This is a genomic window from Sporosarcina sp. ACRSL (assembly GCF_022346605.1).
Taxonomy (GTDB): Bacteria; Bacillota; Bacilli; order Bacillales_A; family Planococcaceae; genus Sporosarcina.
Window position 1 is genome coordinate 379,695 of the sequence record NZ_JAKRNT010000001.1, and the last position, 13,952, is coordinate 393,646.

11 protein-coding genes are annotated in these 13,952 nt (G+C 44.8%); all 11 read left to right on the plus strand.

Going from position 1 to position 13,952, the window contains the following annotated elements; translation table 11 throughout:
• Nucleotides 1-23: 23 nt before the first annotated feature.
• A complete protein-coding gene (locus tag MHZ92_RS02100) occupies nt 24-1,724 on the plus strand; it encodes a proline--tRNA ligase (protein WP_239429846.1) in 1,701 nt (566 codons plus the stop codon).
• 76 nt (nt 1,725-1,800) lie between these two features.
• Entirely contained in the window at nt 1,801-6,117 is a 4,317-nt protein-coding gene (locus tag MHZ92_RS02105; RefSeq protein ID WP_239429847.1) for a PolC-type DNA polymerase III, read from the plus strand.
• Nucleotides 6,118-6,457: 340 nt separating this feature from the next.
• Nucleotides 6,458-6,934 (plus strand): ribosome maturation factor RimP, encoded by a 477-nt coding sequence (rimP, locus tag MHZ92_RS02110; RefSeq protein WP_239429848.1) that lies wholly within the window; start codon nt 6,458-6,460, stop codon nt 6,932-6,934.
• A 22-nt stretch (nt 6,935-6,956) separates the two neighbouring features.
• On the plus strand, nt 6,957-8,177 hold the full coding sequence (nusA, locus tag MHZ92_RS02115; protein WP_239429849.1) for a transcription termination factor NusA: 1,221 nt from the start codon (nt 6,957-6,959) through the stop codon (nt 8,175-8,177).
• A gap of 19 nt (nt 8,178-8,196) precedes the next feature.
• Nucleotides 8,197-8,475, plus strand: coding sequence for an RNase P modulator RnpM (gene rnpM, locus MHZ92_RS02120; protein ID WP_239429850.1), 279 nt, complete (start codon nt 8,197-8,199; stop codon nt 8,473-8,475).
• Entirely contained in the window at nt 8,472-8,849 is a 378-nt protein-coding gene (locus tag MHZ92_RS02125) for a YlxQ family RNA-binding protein (RefSeq protein WP_239429851.1), read from the plus strand. Before rnpM ends, MHZ92_RS02125 begins: the two co-directional genes overlap by 4 nt.
• A complete protein-coding gene (infB, locus tag MHZ92_RS02130) occupies nt 8,797-11,316 on the plus strand; it encodes a translation initiation factor IF-2 (RefSeq protein WP_239429852.1) in 2,520 nt (839 codons plus the stop codon). Before MHZ92_RS02125 ends, infB begins: the two co-directional genes overlap by 53 nt.
• Nucleotides 11,313-11,591 carry a DUF503 domain-containing protein gene (locus MHZ92_RS02135; RefSeq protein WP_239429853.1) on the plus strand — a complete coding sequence of 93 codons (279 nt, stop codon included), beginning with the start codon at nt 11,313-11,315 and terminating at the stop codon, nt 11,589-11,591. Before infB ends, MHZ92_RS02135 begins: the two co-directional genes overlap by 4 nt.
• A gap of 21 nt (nt 11,592-11,612) precedes the next feature.
• Nucleotides 11,613-11,960: a 30S ribosome-binding factor RbfA gene (gene rbfA / locus MHZ92_RS02140; protein ID WP_239429854.1), complete on the plus strand. Its 348-nt coding sequence runs from the start codon at nt 11,613-11,615 to the stop codon at nt 11,958-11,960.
• A gap of 75 nt (nt 11,961-12,035) precedes the next feature.
• Nucleotides 12,036-12,947, plus strand: coding sequence for a tRNA pseudouridine(55) synthase TruB (truB, locus tag MHZ92_RS02145; protein WP_239429855.1), 912 nt, complete (start codon nt 12,036-12,038; stop codon nt 12,945-12,947).
• A 10-nt stretch (nt 12,948-12,957) separates the two neighbouring features.
• Nucleotides 12,958-13,905 (plus strand): bifunctional riboflavin kinase/FAD synthetase, encoded by a 948-nt coding sequence (locus MHZ92_RS02150; RefSeq protein ID WP_239429856.1) that lies wholly within the window; start codon nt 12,958-12,960, stop codon nt 13,903-13,905.
• The last annotated feature ends 47 nt before the right edge of the window (nt 13,906-13,952 follow it).

The window sequence follows — 13,952 nt, forward strand, 5'->3', positions numbered from 1 at the left end:
TAGAAATTCGAGGTGAAATCTTCATGAAACAATCACGGACATTCATCCCGACAATGCGTGAAATCCCGACCGATGCCGATATCATTTCCCATCAGCTTCTATTACGTGCCGGTTACATCCGGCAACATATGAGCGGTGTCTATTCCTACCTTCCTTTGGCGAAAAAAGTGCTAAGAAAAATTGAGGCAATCATCCGGGATGAAATGGAAGCGATCGACGCGGTCGAATTATTCATGCCGACACTCCAACAATCCGATTTATGGATAGAGACGGGTAGATGGGATACTTATGGTGATGAACTGTTTAGGCTTCAAGACCGTCATGAACGTCAAATGGCTTTAGGACCTACCCATGAAGAAGTCATCACATCACTCGTCCGGGATGAAGTAAAATCCTATAAGAAGCTGCCGTTAACGGTTTATCAGATCCAAACGAAGTTCAGGGATGAAAAACGACCGCGTTTCGGATTGCTTCGTGGCAGGGAATTTATCATGAAGGATGCCTATTCTTTCCACTCCACAGAAGATAGTCTTGAAGATAAGTATAATGAAATGATGCTGGCGTATTCGAATATCTTTACCCGGCTCGGTTTGAATTTCAGGGCTGTCATCGCAGATGGCGGAACGATCGGTGGCAACGGAACCCATGAATTCATGGCATTATCCGATATTGGAGAAGATACGATCGCTTACAGCGATTCATCTTCATATGCAGCCAATATTGAAATGGCTGAAGTCAATGTCGATTATGCAAAGTCAAAAGAAACATTGAAAGAGATTGTGAAAGTAGATACACCTGGCATAAGAACGATTGACGAAGTAGCGTCGTTTTTAAAGATCGAGCCATCGAAAGTGATCAAAACACTCATTTTCAAAGTGGATGGAACTTTAGCTGTCATCTTGTCCCGCGGTGATCACGACATCAATGAAATAAAATTGAAAAATGCATTGCAAGCGAAGGATATCAGTCTTGCAAGCGAACAGGAAATCGAAGAAATGCTTTCTTGTAAAGCGGGGTCTATCGGTCCTGTTAAACTGCCACTTGATTTGAAAGTATACGCAGACTACGCAGTCCAATCTGTTGTAAACGGCGTATGCGGAGCAAACGAAGAGGACCGCCACTTGATGAATGTGAATCCTGAACGTGATTTTGCAATTGAACGATATTTTGATTTGCGATTCATTCAAGAGGGTGACCCCTCTCCAGACGGAAATGGTACGATCCGTTTCGCCAAAGGGATCGAGCTAGGTCATATCTTCAAATTAGGAACAACATATAGCCAGCCGATGAAAGCGACATATTTAGATGATAACGGTAAATCCCAACCATTCATTATGGGTTGCTATGGAATTGGCGTCTCACGAATTCTCGCAGCTGTTGCGGAGCAGCATAATGATGAAAACGGATTAAAATGGCCAAAGCAGCTATCACCGTTCGATGTCCATCTTGTCACGATCAATATGAAAGATGAAGCGCAAAAAAATCTTTCGGATCAGCTTTATCACTTGTTAAAGTCCTATCGCTACGACATTTTGCATGATGATCGGGATGAGAGGGCAGGCGTTAAATTTACGGATGCCGATTTAATCGGAGTCCCTGTACGCCTGACGATCGGTAAGAAAGCGCAGGATGGGATCGTCGAAGTCCGATTCAGGGAGACTGGTGAATCAGTTGAATGGCAAAAGGAAGAAGTAACCGAAAAGCTACAAGCCTATTTCGGATAAAAATAAGTGGAGGAGAGGGAAGGCCAATATAAACTGGCACTTCCCTTCTTTTCACTGTAGAAACGGGGGTATACATATGGATGCGAAAGTGAAATTGTTGACGTTGCTACAGCAGATTGGAATGGCGGACGATCAAACAATCGCCCATTTCGAACATGGAACATTGGAACGTGTTGACATTCATCGTAAATCGAGAATTTGGCAATTTAACGTGGTGCTTGAAAAAACATTGCCTGTCCACATTTTTCAGTTATTCCAACAAAGGCTGAGAGAGGCCTTTACTTCCATAGCAGCAGTCCGTTTGAGATTAACTGTCAGATCGACCGAAGGAGATCCGGAATTGATTGTCGGCTATTGGCCATGTGTTTTGGAAGAAATGAGAGATATGTCTCCACCGATCCGTGAACGGCTTATCGGGCAAACACCGGTACTCGTTGGCGAAAAAATGACGTTGACGTGTGTGAACGATTTTGAACAGCAAACAATGAAAAATAAATATGGCCGTCTAATTGCTGAAGTATATGAATCATTCGGTTTTCCATCGATGGCGATCGAATTTACAATTACTGAAGATGCGGAAGATAATGAAGCTGAACGAATTGCGTTCCTCGCTCAAAAAGAAGCAGAAGAAAAAGAGTATGCAAAGAACGCCCTGGCTAATCTACAAAAAATGGAAGCGATGAAAAAGGAAAATGGAGATAATGGGAATGGGCCATTCGTTTTGGGAGTTCCAATTAAACCTGATGAACCAATTATCGACATCCAGACGATACAAGATGAAGAAAGACGCGTTACGATTGAAGGTTATGTATTTGATGCAGAAGTAAGGGAATTGAGAAGTGGCCGTTCATTGCTCACAATCAAAGTGACAGATTATACTGATTCGATACTTGTTAAAATGTTCTCGCGGGATAATGAAGACGCCGAACTTATGAAGACGTTGAAAAAAGGAGCATGGGTACGTGCAAGGGGCAGCATCCAGAACGATACATTCGTCCGAGATCTCATTATGATGGCTCAAGACATCATGGAAGTCGCTCCGGTTGTCCGAAAAGATACTGCCCCTGATGACCGCAAACGGATCGAATTGCACGCTCATACGACAATGAGTCAGATGGATGCAGTGACATCAGCATCCGCCTTAGTCGCTCAAGCTGCAAAATGGGGGCATCCAGCGGTTGCGATAACAGATCATGCGAACGTTCAAGCCTTTCCCGAAGCCTACTCCGCGGGTAAGAAGCACGGCATAAAAGTATTGTTCGGATTAGAGGCCAATTTGGTCGATGATGGAGTCCCGATTGTTTATGACGAGCAACATCGGTTACTTGAAAATGATACCTTTGTTGTTTTTGACGTAGAGACGACTGGACTTTCGGCAGTTTATGACACGATTATCGAGTTAGCGGCGGTTAAAGTAGTCAATGGGGAGTTGAAGGAAAGGTTTGAAAGGTTCGCCAATCCCCACCATCCGCTTTCTTCAACGACGACAGAGTTGACCGGCATAACGGATGATATGGTGAAAGATGCACCTGAAGTGTCGGAAGTCATACGAGATTTCAAGGAATTCATAGGAGATGCAATTCTTGTCGCCCATAATGCTTCGTTTGATATGGGATTCTTTTACGAGGCAAGCAAGAAGGCTGGTCTGCATGATCGAAACTATCCGGTCATCGACACACTAGAATTGGCACGTTTCCTCTATCCAGAATTGCGCAATCATAGACTGAATACATTGGCGAAAAAGTTTGATATTGAATTGACGCAGCATCACCGTGCAATTTATGACACGGAAGCGACTGCTTATTTATTTATCCGCCTTATGAAAGACGCGGCAACGGAAAAAGGAATCGAATACTTGGATGATTTCAATAAAAATATCGGTGAAGGCGATGCTTACAAACGATCGAGGCCATCCCATTGCACGTTGCTTGCAACAGATGATGAAGGGTTAAAAAATCTATTCAAGCTTGTATCCATTTCACACATGGATTACTTTTACAGGGTCCCGCGAATCCCTCGTTCTTTATTGATGAAATACCGCAATGGCCTTCTCGTCGGTTCGGGATGCGACAAAGGAGAAGTGTTTGAAGGCCTTATGCAGAAATCAATGGAAGAAGTCGAGGAAATTGCTCGATTCTATGACTATTTGGAACTGCATCCAAAGCCTGCCTATTCACATTTGATTGAATTGGAATTGATCAGGGATGAATGGAATCTTGAAGACATCATGAGGAAAATGATCAAGCTAGGGAAAAAGGTTGGACTGCCTGTCTGTGCTACAGGGAATGTCCATTATATTGACGAGACGGACGCCATGTATCGTCAAGTGCTCGTCCGCTCTCAAGGTGGAGCAAATCCGATGAACCGCCATTCCTTGCCTGAAGTCCATTTCCGGACGACCGATGAAATGCTCGACCATTTTTCGTTTTTAGGCAAGGAAACCGCGGAGCAGATCGTCATCGATAATCCGCAGTCAATTGCCAATCGTATAGGGGATGTGAAAGTCATCAAAGATGATTTGTACACTCCGACGATTGAGGGGGCAGATGAAGAAGTTAGGGAACTGACGTATTCAATGGCAAGGCATATTTACGGTGAACAATTGCCCGAAATAATCGAGGCAAGGATTGAAAAAGAATTAAAATCGATTATCGACAACGGCTTCGCGGTTATTTATCTCATTTCGCATAAGCTTGTAAAGAAATCATTGGATGACGGATATCTTGTTGGCTCCCGTGGATCGGTTGGCTCCTCCCTCGTCGCAACAATGATGGAAATCACGGAAGTGAATCCAATGCCTCCGCATTACGTTTGCCCTTCATGTAAGACAGCAGAGTTCTTTGATGACGGGTCAGTCGGCTCCGGTTTCGACTTGCCGGACAAAGCATGCCCGTCTTGCGGAACGATGTTTAAAAAAGATGGACAAGATATCCCGTTTGAAACGTTCTTAGGCTTCAATGGGGATAAAGTTCCCGATATCGACTTGAACTTCAGTGGAGAATATCAGGCGCATGCCCATAATTATACGAAAGAGCTTTTCGGTGAAGATTATGTGTATCGTGCTGGAACAATCGGTACGGTTGCAGAAAAGACTGCGTACGGCTACGTCCGTGGATATATGAACGACAACAATCTCCATTTGCGGGGGGCGGAAATTGACCGTCTCGTGCAAGGATGTACGGGCGTTAAAAGGAATACGGGACAGCATCCAGGTGGAATTATCGTCGTACCAGACAATATGGAAATATTCGACTTCACGCCGATCCAATTCCCTGCCGACGACACGACATCGAGTTGGCGTACGACGCATTTTGATTTCCATTCAATTGACAATAACCTACTGAAACTCGACATTCTAGGGCACGATGATCCAACGATGATTAAAATGCTAGAAGACCTTTCGGGTATCGATCCGAAAACGATTCCACCGGATGATGAAGGTGTCATGGCACTGTTCAGCGGTACATCGTCATTAGGGGTTACAGAAGAGCAGATCGATTGCAAGACAGGAACTTTGGGTGTACCTGAATTCGGTACAAGGTTCGTAAGACAGATGCTTGAGGAAACGAAACCGTCCACTTTTTCTGAGCTTATCCAAATTTCCGGGTTGTCCCACGGGACGGACGTGTGGCTTGGAAATGCTCAAGAGCTTATCCAAAACAAGATATGCCAATTGTCCGAAGTGATCGGCTGCCGTGATGATATTATGGTTTATTTGATTTACCAAGGATTAGAACCTTCTATGGCGTTCAAAATAATGGAATCGGTCCGGAAAGGGAAAGGGCTTACGCCTGAATTCGAAGCAGAGATGAAGGCGAACAAAGTGCCAGGCTGGTATATCGATTCATGTAAAAAGATAAAGTACATGTTCCCGAAAGCCCACGCAGCTGCTTATGTCCTTATGGCGTTACGAATTGCATATTTCAAGGTGCACCACCCGATCATGTATTATGCCGCCTATTTCACCGTCCGCGCGACTGATTACGATCTCGCGACGATGACGAAAGGTTCTGCTTCCATTCGTGCGAAAATCAAAGAGATTAACGACAAAGGATTAGAGGCATCACCAAAAGAGAAAAACTTGCTGACTGTTTTGGAGATTTCTTTAGAAATGTACGAGCGTGGATTCTCCTTCGCCAAACCAGATCTATATAAATCCGCAGCCTCGGAATTTATTATTGATGGCAACCAATTAATACCGCCATTCGACGCAATCCCTTCCTTAGGGACAAACGTTGCCAAAACAATTGTAGAAGCTCGCAAGGATGGCATCTTCCTATCGAAGGAAGACTTGCAGCAACGGGGGAGAGTTTCGAAAACGGTTATTGAATATATGGATTCATTAGGCTGCCTGGAAGGCATGCCCGATTCAAACCAGCTATCCCTTTTTTAAGCAACTCATCGTTTGGCAACAGCAAGCATTTGGCATCGTCTAGACTTCGGGCGCCAGGGGCTTGGGTCATCATTGCTCCCAACGCTTCGCTTTTGCTCGCAAAAGCCGTTCTACGTGACGGCTTTGCCTGTCGCCTCTAGGCAGGCGCCCTCCGCTTTTGTTATCTTCTACAATCCACCACCCTCCGCATTTGGCAGATTGTTTGCATTGATGCCCAGTAGATGGTATGATTGGAGCAACTTTTGCTATAAGTCTTGCGAAAAAAGAGTGGGATTTCCCGCTCTTTTCTGTTGTTCAATTCGAAAAGACATAGTTTGAATCAAATTTCGGGAGGGTTATGATGAGTAAAATTACAGAAGAAGTTGAAAAGCTCGTCAGTCCGATAGTGAACGACCTCGAGTTGGAATTGGTTGACATTGAATTTGTAAAAGAAGGAAGAGATTGGTTTTTACGGGTTTATGTGGATACGCCTGAAGGGAATATCGATATCGAACAGTGCGCACTCGTAAGCGAAAGACTTAGTGAAGAGCTCGACCGCACTGATCCAATTCCACAGAATTACTTTCTTGAGGTTTCCTCGCCTGGCGCCGAACGTCCTTTGAAAAAAGAAGAGGACTTCCAAAAGGCTGTCGGTCAATATGTATTCATTAAAACGTACGAACCGATCAATGGCATGAAAGAGTTTGAAGGCTACTTGCTTTCCTATGGTCCCGATGCTGCAGAAGTTGAAATCCGCATCAAGACCCGGAAATTGCAAGTAGTCATCGACAAGGAAAAAATTGCTTTTGCACGACTAGCAATCGATTTTTCCGCATAATTGAATATAGGAGTGATTAAATATGAGTAGTGATCTACTCGATGCACTGACAGCCCTTGAAAAGCAAAAAGGAATTTCTAGGGATGTAATTGTAGAAGCGATTGAAGCGGCACTTGTTACCGCATATAAGAGAAACTTCAACCAAGCGCAAAACGTCCGAGTCGATTTGAATTTGGAGCGAGGGACGATCAAAGTCTATTCCCGTAAAGATGTCGTGGAAGAAGTGGAAGATGAGAGACTTCAACTTGCACTTGAAGACGCTTTAGCGATCAATCCTGCATATGAGCTTGGAGATATCGTTGAAGAAGAGGTGACTCCACGCGATTTCGGAAGGATTGCAGCGCAAACCGCGAAGCAAGTCGTTACACAGCGTGTACGCGAAGCTGAACGGGGATTGATCTACGATGAATATGTAGACCGTGAAGATGACATTGTCAATGGGATTGTCGAGCGTTTGGACGCAAGGAATCTATACGTTGGTCTTGGCAAAGTGGAGGCGGTGCTTCCTGCGAGCGAACAGATCACTACTGAATCCTATCAGCCCCATGATCGCATCAAGGTATATATTACAAAAGTTGAGCGCACGTCAAGAGGACCTCAGGTATTCGTGTCCCGTACGCATCCTGGCCTTTTACGTAGACTGTTTGAAATGGAAGTCCCGGAAATCTACGATGGCACAGTTGAAATCAAGTCGATTGCACGTGAGGCGGGAGACCGGTCGAAAATCTCAGTCTATACAAATAATGAAGAAGTAGATCCAGTCGGGTCTTGTGTCGGTTCTCGCGGAGCACGAGTTCAATCCATCTCAAATGAATTGAACGGAGAGAAAATCGATATTGTTGAATGGTCGGAAGATCCGGTCGTCTTCGTTGCGAATGCGTTAAGTCCTTCAAAAGTATTGGACGTGCAAGTGAACGAAGAGGACAGATCGACAACTGTTGTTGTTCCGGATTACCAGTTGTCATTGGCAATTGGAAAGCGTGGACAGAACGCACGACTAGCCGCTAAATTGACTGGTTGGAAAATCGATATTAAAAGTGAAACGGATGCTCGTGAATTAGGCATCTATCCTCCTACTTTCAATCATACAGGTGAAGAGGGACTATTTGACGATGATGTATATGCCGTTACCGAAAATGGAAACGATGAATATGATGAGGATCCATATTTCGATAATGAACAAGAAGAGGAATCAGAATTAGAAACGATCGATTTATATTCGGATACAGACGAAGACAACTGATTTGAGAGGATGATTGCCCATGACAAGCAAAAAGAAAATACCTTTGCGTAAATGTGCAGCGACGGGTGAGATGTTGCCAAAGAAGGAAATGATCCGCATTGTCCGCACAAAGGAAGGTGAAGTTTCAGTCGATTTGACAGGAAAGAAATCAGGACGTGGTACATATGTATCGAAAACTGAGCAGGCTGTTGAAACAGCTAAACGCAATCGATCGATTGAAACTCAGCTTGGAACATCGGTGCCTGAGGAAGTTTATGATGATCTTCTGCATGCAATCCGTCGTGAGGCATTGAAATGAATTATCCTTCAGCAATCTTCCAACTGTTAGGGATGGCCGCGAGGGCCCGAAAATTGATTACCGGCGAAGAACTTGTTATCAAAGAAGTTCGTTCGGGGAATGCGCGTTTAGTCATCGTTTCTGAAGATGCTTCAAAAAATACGCAAAAAAAAGTAAATGATAAATGTAATTTTTACAACGTTGAGAAGCATGTGTTCGGGAGCCGTGAAACTCTCGGCCATGCAATCGGAAAAGAGTCGCGGGTCGTACTCGCGTTAACGGATGCCGGCTTCGCCGGAAAACTATCCGGGCTCCTCAACGAATATAACCGGGGGTGGGCTAATGACGAAGATACGTGTACACGAATACGCGAAACGAGTGAATCGGACGAGTAAAGAAGTCATTGAAGAGCTTGGAAAATTAAATGTGAATGTAACAAACCATATGTCGATGCTTGATAATGAGGCGACAGCAAAGTTGGATCAACGTTTTGGAAAAGGTGGTTCTACTCCATCCGATAAGACTAACAGCGGTCAAAATGGCAAGAAACCAGCTTCGAATGCATCAAGATCTACAGGCAATTCACGTCCGCAACATGAAAATCAACAAAAAGGCAATCGTCCAGCGCAAGGACAAAAACGCGATAGCCAAAATGCTCAAGGCGGCAATCGTCAGGCACAAGGCGGTAATCGCACTAACCAAGGTGCTCAAAGTGGAAACCGTCCAACACAAGGCGGCAATCGAGGTAGCCAAGGTGCTCAAGGCGGAAATCGTCCGGCGCAAGGCGGTAACCGCACTAGCCAAGGTGCACAAGGTGGGAACCGCCCAGCACAAGGCAGCAATCGTCAAGGACAAGGTACACAAGGCGGGAACCGTCCGGCACAAGGTACACAAGGCGGGAACCGTCCGGCACAAGGTGGCAATCGTGCGAGCCAAGGAGCACAAGGCGGCAATCGTCAACAAGGCAGTAATCGTCAAGGAGCACAAGGTGCTCAAGGCGGCAATCGCCCAGCAGGACGTGGCGGAAGACCGCCAGCACGTGGCATTAACCAAGGGCGCAGAAGACATCGTCCAGCACCGATGCCTAAAGTGGAAAAACCGCTACCGGAAAAAATCACTTTCTATGAATCGTTGACAGTTGGAGAACTCGCAAACAAACTTGGCAGAGAACCGTCTGAAATTATTAAAAAACTATTCATGCTCGGTGTTATGGCAACGATTAACCAAGAACTTGATAAAGACGCAATTGAATTGATTTGTGCAGAATATGACGTTGAAGTGGAAGAGGAAATCCGCATTGATGTAACGGATTTGGAAATTTATTTCGAAGAATCTGAAGAGCCGGAAGGGGAACTAACAGAACGTCCTCCGGTTGTTACAATCATGGGACACGTTGACCACGGTAAAACAACATTGCTCGATTCCATTCGTGATACGAAAGTGACTCAAGGAGAAGCCGGCGGTATTACGCAGCATATCGGTGCTTATCAGATTGAAGCAGAAGGAAAGAAAATAACGTTCTTAGACACTCCTGGTCACGCAGCATTTACAACAATGCGGGCTCGTGGAGCGAAAGTGACGGACATTACGATTCTTGTTGTCGCTGCGGATGATGGTGTCATGCCACAAACAATCGAAGCGATCAACCATGCAAAAGCAGCTGAAGTACCAATCATCGTCGCTGTAAATAAAATGGATAAACCGACCGCGAACCCTGACCGTGTTATGCAAGAATTGACAGAACATGGACTTTTAGCCGAAGCTTGGGGCGGAGATACAATCTTCGTACCGATCTCAGCTTTAAAAGGTGAAGGGATCGATCAGCTGCTAGAAATGGTTCTGTTAGTGGCGGAAGTTGCAGAATTAAAGGCTAGCAAGAATATCCGTGCAAAAGGGACTGTTATTGAAGCTCAATTAGACCGAGGCAAAGGATCAGTCGCAACCCTTCTCGTACAAGATGGAACTTTACGTGTAGGAGACCCAATCGTCGTCGGAAACACTTTCGGTAAAGTACGTGCCATGATCAATGACCTAGGCCGTCGAGTGAAGGAAGCAGGTCCATCCACTCCTGTTGAAATCACAGGACTAAACGATGTACCGCAAGCAGGTGACCGTTTTGTTGTCTTCGAAGACGAGAAAACAGCCCGTCAAATCGCTGAATCGAGAGCTGGCGATGCTTTGCAGGAGCAACGTAGTGAGAAAACGCGTGTAACGCTCGATAACCTATTCGATCAGATGAAGCAAGGGGATATGAAGGAATTAAATCTTATCGTCAAAGCAGACGTTCAAGGAACTGTCGAAGCGATGGCGGCATCCCTCATGAAAATCGAAGTCGAAGGGGTAAACGTTAAAATCATCCATACAGGAGCAGGCGCCATTAACGAATCAGATATTTCGTTGGCGGCAGCATCTAATGCAATTGTCATCGGTTTCAACGTCCGTCCGGATGTCAATGCTAAACGTGCAGCTGAAGAAGAAGGGGTCGATATTCGATTGCACCGTGTTATCTATAAGGTGATTGAAGAAATCGAATCGGCGATGAAAGGTTTATTGGACCCAGAGTACGAAGAAAAAGTAATTGGGCAAGCTGAAGTTCGCGAAACGTTCAAAGTTTCTAAAATCGGAACAATTGCTGGAAGCTATGTGACCGAGGGTAAGATTACTCGTGACGCGGGTGTCCGTGTTCTTCGGGATAATATCGTTATCTTCGAAGGTGAACTCGATACATTGAAAAGGTTCAAGGACGACGTAAAAGAAGTTGCTAGAGGCTATGAGTGCGGAATTACCGTTAAAAACTTCAATGACATTAAGGAAGGCGATATCTTTGAAGCCTTTGTCATGGAGGAAATTAAGCGGGCATGATCGTCTATGCAGAATGTACATTCTTTATACCTGATGTCCATTCGTTAAAAGGAAAAAGATCCGTGTTGAAACGAATGATGGATCGAGTGAAAAATGAATTCAACGTTTCCATCGCGGAAATCGATTATCAAGATTTGTGGCAAAGGACTACAATCGCTCTCGTGTCGGTAGCTTCGTCTAAAGAAGCGGCCGAAGGGGAGACGAGAAGAGCCATCCGTTTTTTGGAATCGAATCCGGAATGGGAAATGACAGAAATGATACTTGACTACTATTGATACGGAATCGGGGTGACATCCATGTCTATGCGGGCGAATCGTGTTGCTGAACAGATGAAAAAGGAATTGGGCGGAATTATCGGCCAAAAATTGAAGGATCCTCGCATCGGCTTCGTTACAGTGACAGATGTCGAAGTGACGGGCGATCTTCAACAAGCCACGATTTTCATTTCGGTATTAGGAAATGATTCGGAAAAAGAGGCGACTCTTGCCGGCTTGACGAAGGCGAAAGGGTTTATCCGCACGGAAATTGGGCAGCGGATCAGACTGAGGAAGACACCGGAAATCGAATTTGCATTTGATGATTCCGTTGAGTACGGAAATCGTATCGAATCCTTGCTTCGTCAAGTGAACAGTGAAGAAGAATGAACTAATGGAGGAAGTCGGTGTCCAAATGGACTTTCCGGCTTCCTCCATTTTTAGTAACAAGAAAGGAGGATGTGTATGGACGGAATTCTTCCGTTATGGAAACAAAAAGGGATGACTTCCCATGATTGCGTATTCAAGCTTAGAAAAATTTTTGGAATGAAAAAAGTGGGGCATACCGGAACGCTTGATCCGAATGTGGAAGGTGTTCTACCAATATGCCTAGGACAGGCGACAAAGGTCGCGGAATACATTACGGACGCGGGCAAGGAGTATATCGCAACTGTTTCGATAGGTACCTCTACCGAAACGGAGGACGGGGAAGGCGCAATTGTCTTGTCAGATAACTCCTATAAAAAAATTACCCGTAAGGAAATTCTTCAAGCTCTTGAGCAACTCACCGGTAAAATTGTTCAAATTCCTCCGATGTACTCGGCTGTAAAGGTGAAAGGCAAGAGATTGTATGAATACGCTAGAAAAGGCATCGAAGTTGAAAGACCCAAGAGACTCGTACATATCTATGAAATAGAATTACTCGATGACCAGGAATTGTTCGAAGGGGAACAGGTCAATTTCAAGATTCGGATTGCTTGTGGAAAAGGGACTTATATCCGAACGTTATCAGTTCAAATCGGTGAACAGCTTGGTTTTCCTGCCCATATGGCAAGTTTGGTTCGTACTGTTTCCGGAAACTTCCGTCAGCAAGATTGTTTGACGCTGGAAGAAGTGGAAAAGCAGAAAAAGGAAGGCACACTCGAACAATATATCCGTCCACTTGAGGAAGCACTTGCCGAATTTGAATTTGTAGAAACCGATGACGAGTTGTATGGTAAGATTATGAATGGACAAGTGTTACAACAGCATCCTTCACTCATGGAGCGGGATGAAATCGTTTTTACGAAATCAGAAAAAGTGATTGCAATTTATCGTAACCACCCGACAAAAAAAGGGTTGATGAAACCTGAAAAGATGTTTCCATTCAACAGGTAGGAGAGATTTCATGGAAATTTATCATTTACAATATCCATCTCATACAACAAACGATGAGAAAGGCCCTTTTTCGTTAGCAATCGGTTTTTTCGATGGGCTTCATAAGGGGCATCAAACCGTCATCAACGGAGCAAAGGCTAAAGCGGCAGAACTCGGAATCCGCTCCGCTGTCATGACATTCGATCCGCATCCTTCTCATTTATTTGGCAAGGGTGTAAATAAAGTCGGCTACATTACAAAATATCCTGAAAAATCAAGACTGTTGGAAGAAATGGGCATTGACGCACTATTCATAGTGACATTCGATTGGAACCTTGCATCCCTTTCGCCTAAACAATTTGTGGAGATTTTCATCAAAGGCTTAGGAGTCAAACATGTCACTGCCGGTTTTGATTTCACGTTCGGTTCAAAAGGTGCGGGGACGATGGAGCTAATGGCATCATTATCTGAAGGTGCGTATGGTACGACAATCATCGAAAAAGTGACAGATTCCGATGAGAAAATATCATCAACACGTATACGAAACCTTCTTTCGGAAGGAGATGTAGAAAAGACCGCTTCATTGCTCGGGAGACCGTTCAGAACGATCGGTACTGTCGTTGATGGCGAGAAAAGAGGCAGGCTGCTCGGATTCCCTACGGCGAACGTATCCGTTGACGAAGAGACAATTTTGCCTGCAAACGGTGTTTACGCTGTCATATTTTCTGTTGAGGGTCAATCGTATAAAGGTGTTTGCAATGTAGGGGTGAAGCCGACGTTCCATGATCCGAATACGATGAAACCAAGCGTGGAAGTCCATGTGCTCGATTACAATTCCGACCTGTATGGAAAAGAGGCCGCGGTCGATTGGATCGCTCGAATCCGGGCTGAGCAAAAGTTTGGTTCCGTTGATGAACTAATTCTTCAAATCGGCAAAGACAAAGAAACAGCCAAGAAATTATTGAACAAGATGAACTAATAATTTGTTATTTGTGATTCTAGCTACTTGGAGTGAAAGGCGGCGAC